This window comes from Qipengyuania sp. JB2-7 (assembly GCF_055693485.1).
The window spans coordinates 2545736-2559838 of sequence record NZ_CM146335.1 but is presented as its reverse complement, the minus strand read 5'-3'; the positions used below and the strand labels follow the sequence as shown (position 1 = coordinate 2559838).

Annotated in this window: 13 protein-coding genes and 4 pseudogenes; 6 read left to right on the top strand and 11 right to left on the bottom strand. The window is 57.4% G+C overall.

Going from position 1 to position 14103, the window contains the following annotated elements; all coding sequences use genetic code 11:
• Positions 1–91: 91 nt before the first annotated feature.
• Entirely contained in the window at positions 92–700 is a 609-nt protein-coding gene (locus ACZ1GM_RS12895; protein ID WP_472676808.1) for a lysozyme, read from the bottom strand.
• 413 nt (positions 701–1113) lie between these two features.
• Here ACZ1GM_RS12895 and ACZ1GM_RS12890 point away from each other — a divergent pair, with 413 nt between their 5' ends.
• Entirely contained in the window at positions 1114–2025 is a 912-nt protein-coding gene (locus tag ACZ1GM_RS12890) for an OmpA family protein (protein ID WP_472676807.1), read from the top strand.
• A 71-nt stretch (positions 2026–2096) separates the two neighbouring features.
• Here the strand turns inward: ACZ1GM_RS12890 and ACZ1GM_RS12885 are convergent, their stop codons facing one another.
• From ACZ1GM_RS12885 to ACZ1GM_RS12860, 6 genes and pseudogenes are all read right to left on the bottom strand, one after another.
• Positions 2097–2522, bottom strand: a complete 426-nt coding sequence (locus ACZ1GM_RS12885) for a DUF3592 domain-containing protein (RefSeq protein WP_472676806.1) — start codon at positions 2520–2522, stop codon at positions 2097–2099.
• A 126-nt stretch (positions 2523–2648) separates the two neighbouring features.
• Positions 2649–4058, bottom strand: a complete 1410-nt coding sequence (glnA, locus tag ACZ1GM_RS12880; protein WP_472676805.1) for a type I glutamate--ammonia ligase — start codon at positions 4056–4058, stop codon at positions 2649–2651.
• A 114-nt stretch (positions 4059–4172) separates the two neighbouring features.
• A complete protein-coding gene (locus ACZ1GM_RS12875; RefSeq protein WP_472676804.1) occupies positions 4173–4511 on the bottom strand; it encodes a P-II family nitrogen regulator in 339 nt (112 codons plus the stop codon).
• 235 nt (positions 4512–4746) lie between these two features.
• Positions 4747–5675 (bottom strand): annotated as a pseudogene (argC, locus tag ACZ1GM_RS12870) (N-acetyl-gamma-glutamyl-phosphate reductase).
• Positions 5672–6025: a hypothetical protein gene (locus ACZ1GM_RS12865; protein ID WP_472676803.1), complete on the bottom strand. Its 354-nt coding sequence runs from the start codon at positions 6023–6025 to the stop codon at positions 5672–5674. The pseudogene argC and the gene ACZ1GM_RS12865 overlap by 4 nt, the downstream one beginning before the upstream one ends.
• A gap of 86 nt (positions 6026–6111) precedes the next feature.
• The gene (locus tag ACZ1GM_RS12860; protein WP_472676802.1) at positions 6112–7503 is read right to left on the bottom strand and encodes a leucyl aminopeptidase family protein; all 1392 of its coding nucleotides are present in this window, start codon (positions 7501–7503) and stop codon (positions 6112–6114) included.
• A gap of 41 nt (positions 7504–7544) precedes the next feature.
• On the opposite strand from ACZ1GM_RS12860, the gene ACZ1GM_RS12855 reads away from it, so the two are divergent.
• On the top strand, positions 7545–8396 hold the full coding sequence (locus tag ACZ1GM_RS12855; protein ID WP_472676801.1) for a DUF4163 domain-containing protein: 852 nt from the start codon (positions 7545–7547) through the stop codon (positions 8394–8396).
• Between the two features lie 15 nt (positions 8397–8411).
• Positions 8412–9242 carry a type I methionyl aminopeptidase gene (map, locus tag ACZ1GM_RS12850; protein ID WP_472676800.1) on the top strand — a complete coding sequence of 277 codons (831 nt, stop codon included), beginning with the start codon at positions 8412–8414 and terminating at the stop codon, positions 9240–9242.
• Between the two features lie 238 nt (positions 9243–9480).
• Here the strand turns inward: map and ACZ1GM_RS12845 are convergent, their stop codons facing one another.
• Both ACZ1GM_RS12845 and ccmA read right to left on the bottom strand, forming a co-directional pair.
• Entirely contained in the window at positions 9481–10134 is a 654-nt protein-coding gene (locus ACZ1GM_RS12845; RefSeq protein ID WP_472676799.1) for a heme exporter protein CcmB, read from the bottom strand.
• Positions 10131–10724 (bottom strand): heme ABC exporter ATP-binding protein CcmA, encoded by a 594-nt coding sequence (gene ccmA / locus ACZ1GM_RS12840; protein WP_472676798.1) that lies wholly within the window; start codon positions 10722–10724, stop codon positions 10131–10133. The genes ACZ1GM_RS12845 and ccmA overlap by 4 nt, the downstream gene beginning before the upstream one ends.
• A 53-nt stretch (positions 10725–10777) precedes the next feature.
• Between ccmA and ACZ1GM_RS12835 the strand changes: the two genes are divergently transcribed.
• The gene (locus ACZ1GM_RS12835; RefSeq protein ID WP_472676797.1) at positions 10778–11086 is read left to right on the top strand and encodes a 4a-hydroxytetrahydrobiopterin dehydratase; all 309 of its coding nucleotides are present in this window, start codon (positions 10778–10780) and stop codon (positions 11084–11086) included.
• A gap of 110 nt (positions 11087–11196) precedes the next feature.
• On the opposite strand, the pseudogene ACZ1GM_RS12830 reads toward ACZ1GM_RS12835, so the two are convergent.
• Both ACZ1GM_RS12830 and ACZ1GM_RS12825 read right to left on the bottom strand, forming a co-directional pair.
• Positions 11197–12019: pseudogene (locus ACZ1GM_RS12830) on the bottom strand (SDR family oxidoreductase).
• Positions 12020–12031: 12 nt separating this feature from the next.
• Positions 12032–12650 (bottom strand): annotated as a pseudogene (locus ACZ1GM_RS12825) (DNA-3-methyladenine glycosylase family protein).
• 74 nt (positions 12651–12724) lie between these two features.
• Here ACZ1GM_RS12825 and ACZ1GM_RS12820 point away from each other — a divergent pair.
• Positions 12725–13042: a 2Fe-2S iron-sulfur cluster-binding protein gene (locus tag ACZ1GM_RS12820; protein WP_472676796.1), complete on the top strand. Its 318-nt coding sequence runs from the start codon at positions 12725–12727 to the stop codon at positions 13040–13042.
• A gap of 41 nt (positions 13043–13083) precedes the next feature.
• Positions 13084–14092: pseudogene (locus tag ACZ1GM_RS12815) on the top strand (cysteine synthase A).
• The last annotated feature ends 11 nt before the right edge of the window (positions 14093–14103 follow it).

Genomic DNA, 14103 nt, shown 5'->3' with positions numbered 1-14103 from the left:
GACTGGCCGCCCGTAGGAGCGAAGCGATGGAGGAAAGCCAAGCAGCGCGGAGGCGCTGCGCCGGGCGTTTGAGGGGCTAAACAAATAACGTTCAACTACGATACAGCGCCGCCTCTGCTGCACGGCGCCGCGTAAGGCCGCGTAATACGCGTCCACCAGCCCGGTTCCAACGTGCGAACTCCGCCGCTGCGCCGACATAGTCACCGGCTTTGTGTTTCTTGGTCAGAGTCGCACGCGCAATCGCGCCAGTATTGTAGTGGAAGCTCACCATCGCATCGAACTGAGCCTGACTGCGCGAGTGATCGCCAAGTGCTTGCGCGACATCGCGGGCATAGCGCTTTAAATCTTCTTTCAGGCGTTCATCGGCCTGCTTGCGAGTCCAGACCGTGCCAGGACCAATCGCCCCACCGTTGAAGGTGTCGCGCCCCGTCGCACCCCAGCCAATCGTCCATGGATCGCCGCCCGTGCCAGGGTCGGGATACGCTTCGATCATGTCATCAGGCCGTTGTCTGGCCAGCCCTTCAAAATCCTGGATCAGCTTGATGCCTGCCCGTCCGATCTCAATCGGCAGATTGGTGCTTGGGAGTGCGCGCGCAACTCCCAGCGCATCCAGCTCAGCGTCAATCGCGTTGGTCTCATCCTGAGTAAGGCCGCGCTTAAGAAGCTCGCGGATAAGTTGGAAGAGGGATGCTCGTGCCATGGATATCTCCGAATCGAATATCGAGCCGGGGTTGAGAACATAAACTGAACGGGTAGGAAATATGTTAGGCGCATCGCCTATCTTGAGGTGCAATCCCAACAGATTCGGGCATAATAAAATTGCGTTGTGGCGAGCTGCCTTTCAACGGTTCGTCGCAACTTGCGCCCTAATCAGCCACACATACTGGCAGTCTGCTGAATACGTTCATAAATGAGACAGGTGAAGATTAACACTCAACTCGTCGCAACGCGCGCTGTGTCTTTTTGCAGCGCATTGGAACAGGAATTCGGGGGTTAAGGCAGACGGAAGAACTTTCACATAGGGCCACAATACAGGGGCGGCGGGACTGCAAACTGCCGATATTAGGATTGTGAGCGCGAAGGACCGATTGTCTACGATTGAAGGAGACTATAATGCGATTTAGTACCAACACATCACGGACGCTTGCACTGCTAGCTGTAGCGTCCATTGCCGCGCCAGTTGGCGTGGTTGCACAAGAACTTGAGCCTGCAGAGGGTGAAGTGCTGACCACAGTTTACGGTTCTGCGCCTGCTGACCTTGAAGGTCTGCCAGAAGGGCCAGAAGTTGATGGCTTCATCTCAGCTCGTAACGGTGATGAGCTTCAGGTGACCACTCTTGGCGGCGAAGGCACGATGCTGCGCATTAGCGAGGGCACAGAGATCAAAGCCAGTGGTGGTTTCCTGGGCCTTAACCGCGATCGATTGGGTGCGGACTCGCTGCTGAATGGTCTGCCCGTCAGCGCCAAGACTGTACGCTGGAATGGCGGCCTTGTCGCAACGCGCATCCAGCTGAAAAACAAGGACCTCAAAACCGCTGCGATGATCCGCAACGGTACTGATCAGCGTTTTGGTGAGCAGGGTGCAGCGATCGCGTCGAATGCTGCCGCAACCGAAGCGCTGCGTGGCCGTTTTGGTGACATTGACCAGTATAACCTCAAGGGAACGACCAACGTGTATTTCGACACCGGTCGGTACAACCTCTCCGCTCAGGCTCGTAACGAACTGTGCGGTGCGGCCTCTCAGGCAGAAGCAATGGACAATGCGCTGTTGCTCGTCGTCGGCTACACCGATTCGACGGGCAGCTATGAGATCAACCAGACGCTCAGTGAAAAGCGTGCAAGCCGTGTTGTGAACTATCTGCAGCAGCAGTGCGGTTGGAAGCCATATCGCATGCTGACACCAACAGGCATGGCAGAGGCTGATCCAGCTGCGAGCAATGACACCGCAGCGGGCAAGGCTCAGAACCGCCGCGTTGCGGTGAACATTCTGGTCAGCAAGGCTGTGGACGAAGCGACAGGCGGCTAACGTCGAGCTAACCCAGCAAGAGAAGGGCGGGCTGCGGCTCGCCTTTTTTGTGTTCGGTTGGGCGAAGTGCGTTACGCCCCAGCTTGCCATGCCACCGCAAGAGCCCCTGTTGCCAGCGCGAGCATGGCAATCACTGGTCTCCAAGGATGGTGGTCAGTCTCGATGTCGGCGCGCTCGGGATTCTTTGCGTCATAAAGCACTGATACCGGCACACCGATATCGCCGGGCTGATCCCGCCAGATGGTCGAACTTTGTATTTCGAACTCGCCATCCATGCCGGCACGATACTTAAAGATCGGGGCATAGGACGTAACGCTATCCATGGTCCGCTTATGCCATGCGACGATCGTGCCGCCAGCGCGGGCACCGTACAGCAAACGCACAGCGCGATAGGCCAGGCAAAGCGCCATCACCGTCAGGACCATGCCGATGGATGAGAAGATGATCGCCGGCCCACTGGCGAACAAACGCTCCGCGATGACAGTCAGGTCGAACATTTAGGACGTTTTACAGACTAAAGATTATCGTTTCCTTTGAGACAAACAAAAAGGGGCGATCGGTTTCCCAATCGCCCCACTCGGTGATTACGGCCTATTGACCGCTATCAATTAACTTTCAGTTGCTTACGCGCTGTAATACATATCGAACTCGACCGGCGCTGGCGTAGTTTCGAGGCGGATAACCTCCTCCCACTTGAGCTCCATGTAAGCCTCGATCTGATCTTTCGAGAACACGTCGCCTTTCAGCAGGAACTCGTGATCGGCTTCGAGAGCTTCGAGAGCCTCACGCAAGCTGCCGCAAACCGTCGGAACATCGGCAAGCTCTGCTGGCGGCAGATCATACAGGTTCTTGTCCATTGCCTCGCCCGGGTGAATCTTGTTTTCGATCCCATCAAGGCCCGCCATCAGCAGAGCTGAGAAGGCGAGATATGGGTTTGCAAGGGCATCGGGGAAACGGAATTCGACACGCTTGGATTTCTCACCCGCACCATACGGAATGCGGCAAGACGCGGAACGGTTACGCGCAGAATATGCCAGCAGCACTGGCGCCTCAAAGCCTGGGACGAGGCGTTTGTAGCTGTTCGTCGTTGCATTGGTGAACGCGTTTACCGCCTTCGCGTGTTTGATGACGCCGCCAATGTAATAGAGGCAGTTCTCAGACAGGCCAGCATACTCATTGCCGGCGAATGTCGGTTTGCCATCCTTCCAGATCGACATGTGGCTGTGCATGCCTGAACCGTTATCTTCCTTGATTGGCTTTGGCATAAAGGTCGCAGTCTTGCCGTATGCATGCGCAACTTGCTGCACGACATATTTATAGACCTGAACCTGGTCAGCCGCAGTCGTTAGTGAAGAGAAGGTAATACCGAGTTCGTGCTGAGCCGCCGCCACTTCGTGGTGGTGCTTATCCATGTTGAGACCCATTTCCATCATCGTGGAAACCATCTCTGCACGAATGTCTACCGCACTATCGACCGGCGCGACGGGGAAATAACCGCCCTTGGCACGTGGGCGGTGGCCCGCATTGCCCATCTCATATTCTTTACCGGTATTGGTCGGCAGCTCGATGTCATCAATCGCGTAGCCTGAACCGGCATAGCCATCCTCAAAACGCACATCGTCAAACATGAAGAATTCAGGCTCTGGCCCGACATAGACGGTGTCACCAATGCCAGTTGATTTGAGGTAGGCCTCGGCGCGTTTCGCGGTAGAGCGCGGGTCACGCGCATACAGATTGCCGTCTGATGGCTCGACAATGTCGCAGAAGATCGAAATCATCGGCGTTGCTGAGAACGGATCGACGTATACACTGTCAAAATCAGGCTTCAGGATCATGTCGGATTCGTTGATGGCCTTCCAGCCCTCAATCGAAGAGCCGTCGAACATCAGACCATCTTCAAGTGCGTCTTCGTCCATTACGGACGCGCTCATGGTCAGGTGTTGCCATTTGCCCTTAGGGTCGGTGAAGCGCAGGTCCACCCATTCAATATCGTGGTCCTTGATCTGTTTAAGGACATCGCTTGCACTCGCCATGATTGGTATTCTCCTTGATTTTCCGTTCGTCCTGAGCTTGTCGAAGGACGGATTACATTGTGTTCATGGTTAGACAGGCTCACCACGAACGGTTTTGGGTAAGTCAGATGGAACCTAAATAGCGTCGTCGTTTTTCTCTCCGGTGCGGATACGCAACGCCATTTCAATGGAAGAGACGAAAATCTTGCCGTCGCCGATCCGCCCTGTTTCTGCAGCAGATGCGATAGCCTCAACGGTTCGCTCGGCGATCTCGTCACTCACGATCACTTCGAGTTTGATCTTGGGCAGAAAGTCGACAACATATTCCGCGCCGCGATAGAGCTCTGTATGTCCTTTCTGTCTGCCGAAACCTTTCGCCTCGGTGACAGTGATCCCGGACACGCCAATTTCATGCAGAGTCTCTTTGACTTCATCGAGCTTGAACGGTTTGATTATTGCTTCGATTTTTTTCACGGGCTTTTTGGTCTCCCCTGGCGAATGGTCGTCACCGCTCGCGAATTATACCCCGCGCGATCCAAGAATCGTGCCAACTACGTATATGATGGGTAGCCAATGAAAGAGATTCGTCAAAGGGTGCAATTGCGCACAAATCTTGCGCCGGGTGAAGCTGGATTTGGTTGGATTGGCAGGTGTTGCCCAATTGGCAATCGCTGACTGCCTAAATTTTAGGCAGATTCGTTAACAAGCCTTACAGGCGCAAGCCCGTGGTTTCCGGTATACCGCACATGATATTGAGGTTCTGGATTGCCGCGCCGCTCGCGCCTTTTCCAAGATTATCGAGCCGCGCGATAAGGCGAGCGTTCCAACCCCCTCATTGCCAAAAGCACTCAGCTGCATGCCGTCATTGGCTGGCATCGTGTCGGTCAGCAAAAGCTCTGTCGGTGCCTCACCATCACTGACCTGCACGACATCAGATCCAGCGTAGTGGTTCTTCAATGCCGACCTGAGCGTATCGGCACTCGGGTCACCTGCCATCGCACCTAAATGCAGCGGCACCTCGACCAGCATCCCGCGATATGCCGGAACGACTGAAGGGGCAAAGATTACGCCATGTGCAAGGCCCGCATGTGCTTTCATCTCTGGTTTATGCTTATGCTCAAGCGTCAGGCCGTAAGCACGAAACGCAATGTCGGGTTCGCGGGCAAACCGCTCAATGAGAGCCTTACCGCCCCCCGAATATCCGCTGACCGCATTGACGGTGTAGGGCCAGTCGGCGGGCAACAGCTTCGCACGAACAAGCGGCGCAATCAGTGCTAAAAACCCCGTTGGATAGCACCCCGGATTGCTGACAAAGCGCGCTTCGGCGACCCGATCGTGGCCAATGATCTCTGGAAATCCATAGGTCCAACCATCGGCGACGCGGTGCGCGCTAGAGGCGTCGATCACACGGGTTTTGCCTTCGGGATCGATCATCGCGACCGCTTCGCGCGCTGCATCATCGGGCAGGCATAGTATCGCGACATCTGCGGCATTCAGCGCATCCCGCCGCGCGCCAGCATCTTTCCGCTGAGCGTCATCCAGTCGGATCAGCTCGAACTCTTCGCGCCCCTCTAGCCGATCAAGAATCTCCAGCCCAGTCGTACCGGCTGCCCCATCGATAAATATGCGGGCGCTCATCCGTGGCCCTCTGGAGTGAGTGCGGCAACAGGCACATATCCGCTTGGCCCATCCGGCCCCAGACAGGCCCAGCACCAAGGCCCCGCATAATCCAGCGCCTCAATCTCGGTGCCGGGATCCAAATGCATCAGTAGGTCCGCATCGTCGCGAGGCATCATCAGCATAATCGCAGGCGCAGCCCCAACCGTACGGGCCATAGGGATCACATAATGCGCAGCGAGAAACTGCTCCGCCAGCGCAATATGCGCCAGATCACCACGCAGCGGCAGCGTGCCCGGCGCAGGTTTTTTAACCGCGCCGGTCAAGCCGACAATGCCGGATGGTAATGTATAGCGTGCTGCGTCGCTCACTAGCGTCTGTTGTTCCTCAATTTTGCCCCAGATAAGCAATTAGCCCGCGTGTAGCGTTGGCATGCCTGTGCGGCAAGTTGACCGGATTACCCTGTGCCGGAATAGCGCGCCTTGAGCATGTGCCAGCTGGCGCGCAACCCATATGCTTCGCCACCTTTCGGGCGACCTGGTTTGGCAAAGGGGCGCCACGCGAATGTGTCGAAGTGCGCCCAATCTATGCCATCGCCAACAAACCGGTCGAGGAACAGTCCGGCGACGCTGGCACCGGCATAGGCATTGCCTGAAATGTTATTGAGGTCGGCGATGTCGGAGTTAAGCCATTCGCGATAGGCATCTGGCAGCGGCAGTCTCCAAGGCTCATCATCGCAAGTCTTGCCCGCTTCGATCAGCGCATCCGCAGTCGAGTCACGCCGCGTCATCAGCGCAGGGTAATCCGGCCCGAGCGCCACGCGTGCGGCCCCTGTCAGCGTGGCAAAATCTATGATCAGATCAGGCTCGTCCTCGCTTACGCGCGTCAGGGCATCACCCAGGATCAGCCGTCCCTCAGCGTCAGTATTGCCGATTTCAACAGTCAGCCCTTTGCGCGTGCTCAGCACATCACCCGGGCGAAAAGCATTGCCTGCAATCGCGTTCTCAACCGCTGGAACCAGCAGATGCAGTCTGACGGGCAATCTCGCTCCCATGATAAGGTCAGCCAGAGCCAGCGCATGCGCTGCACCGCCCATATCCTTTTTCATCAGCTTCATGCCAACTGCTGATTTCACATCCAACCCGCCAGAATCGAAGCAGACGCCTTTGCCCACAACGCCCAACACGGGATCGCTTTCCTTACCCCAAGTGAGGTGGATTAGGCGTGGCGCATGACTGCGCGCAGCGGCTCTACCGACGGCGTGTACCATCGGATAATCCTGTTCAAGGTTATCGCCGCGAATGACTTTCAATTCGGCTTTGTGCGTTTTTGCCAGATCTTCTGCGATGGCTTCCAGAGCAGCTGGTCCCATGTCCTCCGCTGGCGTGTTTACCAGATCGCGGACCATGTTCACCGCTTTCGCTTCCGCGATGGCAGCGTCGACCTTACCCGGTTCCTTGGTCAGCAGAATTCGCTCACCCTTCGGCTTGTCAGGCTTCGAATAACGGGTGAAGGCGTACTGCGCGGTCTGCCAGCCATGCAGCGCGCGACCCGCATCGCTGGCGGCGAGTCGATATAAACCAGCAGGCAAAACATCGGCCAGCTTTGCAAGGCACCAGCTGGTCAGATCGGCTGGATCAGCCACTCCGCCCACAGCGAACCAGCCATCACCGTCAGGCACGATCGCATGCGAGTTGGCAGCCCCTTCGAAACCCTGCGCATCCAAGCTCGCACGTTGCCCGGCAGACAGCTTTTTTGCCCATTCGTCGAAGCCGCCTCGGTCAATAAGGTGGATATCTATCGCGTCTTGTCCCCGGTCGGGCTGGATTAGCGGTTCTGCCTTGGCCATAGTTTACAAGTGTCCTAGTTTTTATGGGCAGGAGGCCTGCCATGCGTATCAATCTGTTCCTCATTTCTGTGGCTCTGTCGAGTGCTGCCTGCACTCCTGCTGAGGATTTCGATGATGAGATTGGGGTGGAGGCTCCTTCGCAGGCGGATGGCGCGACCGCGAGCGCAATCGCAGAGGCGCGTAGCGGCGGTGCAAGATCCGTCGCGATCAGTAATGATGCGATTGAGTTTGAATATGCCTATCCAGCAGAGGCTGGCCAGATCGCTGCACTGGCGGAATTACTCGATGCTCGCGTCACACAGGCGCAGTCTGAGGTTGAGCGTTTTGCTGCGGAAGACCGCAAGACTGCCGAAGAAAATGACTACACGTTTCGTCCGCACAGCTACGGTGCTGAGTGGCAGGTGGTCGCTGACTTGCCGGGCTGGCTAAGTCTGTCGGCTGAGATCAGCACGTACACCGGCGGCGCGCATCCAAATTACGATTTTGATAGCCTGGTGTGGGACAAAGCCAAGGGCAAAGCGCTGGAGCCGACGGCCCTGTTTCGCTCTGCGTCTGCGCTTGAAAACGCGCTTGGCGGGACATTCTGCACGATGCTGAACGCCGAGCGCGAAGAACGACGCGGTCAGCCGGTCGATGCGTCGTCGGAGGAATTGTTTGAAGCTTGTCCGCCCATGGAGGAGCTCACGATCCTGCTCGGATCGGGCAATGGCGCGACCTTTGATCGGATTGGTTTGCTCGCCGCGCCTTATGTGGCTGGTCCTTATGCAGAGGGGGCTTACGAATTCACGCTGCCTGTCACATCGTACCGTTATCGATGCTGTGAAGCCCGAATATGCCGAGAGTTTCTCGATCACCGCGACCAATTAAGTGCTCTCGCATTTTCGCCGGTGTGACGCTACATTGCACGCATGACTGAATATCAAGTGATCGACAGCCGCGATGCCGTATATCGCGATGGCACCATCAAGCTGCATGGCGAGGATGGGTTTGAGGGAATGCGCCGTGCGGGCAAGCTTGCCGCGAGTATTCTCGATGAAATTGCGCCCATGGTGCAGCCTGGCGTTACGACTGCGGCGATTGACGACAAGGTTCGCGAGCTGATGCTCGATGGCGGGTCTGTGCCCGCAACGCTCGGCTATCGCGGCTATACGCATAGCTGCTGCATCTCGATCAACCATGTGATTTGTCACGGTATTCCCAGTGAGAAGACGCTTAAGGAAGGCGACATTGTCAATATCGACGTCACCCCACTGCTGGATGGGTGGCATGGCGATACGAGCCGGATGTATTTCGCTGGCGAGCCCTCGCTTAAGGCCAAGCGGCTGGTTGATGTGACGTATGAATGCCTGATGCTCGGAATTGAGACGGCACAACCCGGAGCCAATCTGGGCGATATTGGTGCCGCGATTGAGGCGCATGCTCGGCAGTTCCGTTACGGCGTCGTCCGCGAATTTTGCGGGCATGGGTTGGGGCGATTGTTCCACGATGCGCCAGAGGTGATCCATGCGGCGAAGGCGGGCACCGGGCCGATCCTGAAACCCGGCATGTTTTTTACTATTGAACCAATGATCAATCTGGGGCGTCCGCATGCGAAGCTGCTGCGCGATGGCTGGACCGCAGTGACCCGAGACAAGTCACTGTCCGCGCAATTTGAGCACTCGATTGGCATTACCGAAACCGGCAATGAGATCTTTACGCTGAGCGAAAAGGGCCTGCATCAGCCGCCTTATTTGTGTTGACCCTCAAACGCTGGGCGCGAGCCGTCCGGCTCGCTTGGTTTCCGGCCTAACCGGCTAGACGGGCAGTCGCCCTTGCGACGCATGCTGCGCTGGGTTGATGAAGAATCTCCGCTTGGTCGCGGAGCACGATCACCGACTAGGTGATCGCAAGGCCAAAGGCCGCCCGCAGCAGCGCGGACTTGTCCGCAAGCTGCGAGGATATCGCACGGCGGAGGCCGTGCGGAAAAAGAAAGATATCCTACCCCTCTCGCGCTGCTCGTATCGCCGCTCCGGCCACAAACGGTGTCACCGCTACCAGCCCCAGACTGATTGCCGCGGTCAGCAACAGCCCAGACCCATCAGGATCGGACAGAGCACCTGCTCCGAAAATCAGGATCGGCACCGCTAGCGGGATCACCATCAGCCCGGCCAGAGCCGCGCCGCCGCGTAGCGCCGCAGTTAGCGCTCCGATAGCCAGTCCAATCGCAGCCAAGCCTGGCGTTCCCGCAAGCAGCCCCAGCAACAGGACATGCAGCGTCGGCCCATCGAGATTAAGCAGCACAGCGGCCGGAAATGCCGCCAAAATCAGCAGTGGCGCAAAGGCCAGCCAATGCGCGATCAACCGGCTTATCATCGCGAGTTCCTCCGAACATCCGCGTAAGTGCAGCTGATCAAAAACACCGTTTTCCAGATCAGTGGTCACCAGCTTTTCCAGCGGCAAGATCGCGGCCAACAATGCCGCGACCCACACAATCCCCCCGCCCGTGCGCGCGAGCAATTGCGGCTCCGGCCCCACCGCAAACGGATAAAGCATCGCCACGCTGAGAAAAAACAGCAGTGGCAGGAGGCTGCCACCCGCGCGTCCACCTGGCAGCAAGGTCGCCAAATCGCGGCGGAGCAGTGCGCTCATCATTCCGCAAACTCCGGCACGAACTCTTCCAGTGCGAGTGTCTCTTCAGCTGGTAAGTCGATCGACTGATGTGAGGCAACAACGCAAATCCCACCGTTGTTGCAGTGTGCGCTGATTTGCTCTTCAACCGCTCTTTGCGCGGCGGTATCAAGCCCGTTCAACGGCTCATCAAGCAACCAGATGTCGCTGCTCGAATTGATCAGTCTCGCCATTGCAGCGCGCTTGCGCTGGCCCGTCGACAGATACCGAACCGGAATGTCGAGCAGGTCAGTGATCGCCATTGCCTCCAGCGCAGGCTTTGGATCGGTGCAACCATCGACCCGCTCCCAAAAGCGCAAGGCATCCGCCAGAGTCGCATGGGCGTCCAAGGCCAATCGTTCATCGAGCAAAGCCAGCGAACCGTCGCGTTCAATCTCTCCGGCAAATGGCGGTAACAAACCGGCTAACTGGCGCAGCAGGCTCGATTTACCGATCCCGTTTGCGCCGGTCACGTGTAGCGCATCGCCAGCGTCCAGCGCCAACGACACGCCAGCAAACAGCAGACGACCGCCTCTCTGACACCCCAGATTATTTGCGATGAGCCGCCCTTGCATGGCGCAAGGCGATAGGCAAAACGACTTCACACGACAAGCTAGGAGCGATCTCGATGGTGGTTGAGAAACTGACAGAAGCTGAGCGCGAGAGCTGGATTGCGAGCCTGCCCAAATGGAGCCTGGCCCGCGATGGCGCGGCGATGGAGCGCAAGTTCGAGTTTGCCGACTTTAGCGAAGCCTTCGCTTTTATGACGCGTGTGGCGATTCTGGCGGAGAAAAGCGATCACCACCCGGAGTGGTTCAACGTTTATAATCGTGTTGAAATCACGCTGACTACGCATGACGCCGCACCGGACGAAGGCGGGGCGTTGTCGCTGAAGGATGCCAAACTCGCCAAGCGTATCGATGCGTTGGTGGCGTAACTAGCTTCCCTGTACCACCCGCACCCTCCGGCCTTCCACCCAGAGTTTACTCGGGCAGGCTCCGGGTGGAAGGGCGGAGGGTGCGGGTGGCCAGGTAGTCACATAGTGTTTTATCTACCCAGCGGCCTAAAGCTCTCACGCCCTTGCTTGCGGACCCGGCCAGGCATCCATCGGCTGGCAAAGGCGATCCTTTTCGCCGTCTTGCCGACAAGCGTGTGAAGCCGATCACCATGCACGGCATCCCACGCGGCGTCAGCAACGTCACCCACTGGACTGATTTCCAAACCGGCTTCTTTCACGCGGGCGCGGATTAGATCATTCGCTTGCGTGTTGGGCGTGTGATCGAGCAGCGGCGTGTCGATGAAAGCGGGGCAAAGCGAACGCACATTGATTCCCTCTGGTGCCCATTCAGCATCAAGGCTTTCGGTGATCGCACGCACACCGAATTTGGTGGCGGAATAGACCGAAGCGCCAGCTGTGCCGTAGATCCCTGCCGCGCTTGCAGTGTTCAACAGGCACGATCCAGGTGCGGTTTTCGCAAGATGCTCATAAGCCGCCTGCGCTCCGAACAAGACGCCCTTCAAATTGATATCAAGGCAGCGCTCAATTTCTTCAGGCGTATTATCGATCAGCGAACCCCCCAGCGGAATGCCAGCATTGTTGGCAAGCACATCGACCCGGCCACCAGCGGCTTTGGAGAAACCTGACAGTGCTTCATCCCAAGCGGCGCGTTCGCGAACATCGAATGCGTGGCTGTAGTGAAACCCATCAGGCAGAAGCGCTTGCGTTTCGCGCATGCCCTCTTCATCAATATCGCCCAGGCCCACAAACCAACCCTTTGCGCCGAAGTGCTGAGCGATTGCGCGGCTCGATTCCCGAGCCGCCGCCGGTGATGAAGATGGCCTTCTTCTCGCTCACAAATCTCTCCCTCATGCGCCCAAACTGTTATAGTGCCGGGTTGTTGTAGACGTGCCATGTGAAGATCGCCATGGCCCCTCGATGCGGGCTCCACGGTTCCGCAAGGACGCGCGTTTCTTTCTCGCTTGGACGCTCGTCGAGCTCCAGCAATTTTGCCAAACCGGCCTGCACGGCCAGGTCGCCGTACCGGCCATATATCGCCGCGCCCTTCTGCAAACAGCAGGTAAATCTCAGCAGACCAGCGCCCTATGCCCTTGATCTGGGTGAGCTGCTCAATCGCTTCTTCATCATCCTCGGGCAGATTGTCGAAATTGACTGCACCGGTTGCCACCAGCTCGCACAATGAACGCGCATAGCCTTGTTTCTGGCGTGACAAACCGCAAGCGCGCAGCGTGTCGAAATCCCGGTCCAAAACACATTGCGGTGTGAACTCTTCACCCAACTCCGCCTCCAGCTTGTTCCAAACCGATGCCGCCGCCGCGACGGAGACCTGCTGCCCCACAATTGTGCGCAGCAAAGTCTTATAGCCGGTTGGGCGGATGCGCGGTTCCGGATAGCCAGCAATGGCGGCAGCGCTGGCAATCTTTGGTTCCATTGCGCCAACTGCATCGACGCCAGTCTTGATATGATCAACCGTCAAACCCATCTCCACCTCGCTTGCCAAACAGGCCTAATCGCCTTAGCAGCCGCCCGCAAAGCACAAACAGGAGCACATTCGCAATGCCCAAACTGATCGTCACGACGCGCGAAGGCGAAACATCCGAAGTTCAAGCCGACGATGGCCTGACCGTGATGGAGGCTATTCGCGACAATGGATTTGACGAACTGCTCGCCCTGTGCGGCGGGTGCTGCTCTTGCGCTACGTGCCATATCCATGTCGACCCGGAATTTGCGGCCAAACTGCCAGAAATGACTGAGGACGAGGACGATTTGCTCGAAAGCAGCGATCATCGCAGTGAGACCTCGCGCCTTTCCTGCCAGGTGCCGCTAACGGCTGAACTGGATGGCCTGAAGGTAACTATCGCACCGGAAGATTGATGTTGTTTGCGCATGAGCGCAGCGCCGCCTAACTCGGCATCATGAACATCACCTCCCCCTTCGGTCAGACGCTTGATCTGATCGGCAACACTCCGCTTGTGCGCCTGGCTGGCCCCAGTGAAGAGGCTGGCTGCGACATCTATGGCAAATGTGAATTTGCCAATCCGGGATCGAGCGTAAAAGATCGTGCGGCGCTGGGCATCATTCGCGATGCTGAGGCGCGCGGCGAGCTAAAGCCTGGCGGAACCATTGTTGAGGGCACGGCTGGCAACACTGGTATCGGGATCGCGTTGGTGGCGAACGCTTTGGGCTATCGCACGATTATTGTGATGCCGGACAATCAGTCCAAGGAAAAGATGGACACATTGCGGGCACTGGGTGCGCAACTTGTTCTCGTTCCGCCCACCAAATTTGCTGACCCCAATCACTTTGTGCACACCTCACGCCGTCTGGCCGAGGAAACTGAGGGGGCAGTGTGGGCAAATCAGTTTGACAACACTGCCAATCGTAAAGCGCATATCGAAGGCACGGCGGTGGAATTGTGGGAGCAACTGGACGTACCGCATTGATGGCTTTACCTGCGCAGCGGGGACTGGCGGTACGATTGCAGGTGTTGGTTTGGGCTTGAAAGAGTGCGACGAAAATGTGCAGATCGCACTTACCGACCCACATGGCGCGGCGCTCTATAGCTATTTTGCCGAGGGCGAACTGAAGTCAGAAGGGTCCTCGGTTGCCGAAGGTATCGGGCAGGGTCGGATCACCGCTAATCTGGAAGGTGCGCCGATTGATACACAGTTTCGTATTTCTGACGAAGTTGGCTTGCAATGGGTTGCACGGCTCCTTCGTGAAGAGGGGCTTTGTCTTGGCCTTTCCAGCGGCATCAATGTCGCTGGGGCCGTGGAACTAGGCAGAAAGCTCGTCGCCGATGGACGCGAGAACCCGCGCGTGGCGACAATTCTTTGTGATACGGGCTTCCGTTATCTTTCAACGCTTTACAATGCGGAGTGGCTTGCAAGCAAAGAGCTGCCGGTGTTTGAGTGGTTAGAGTAGCATTGACCCAA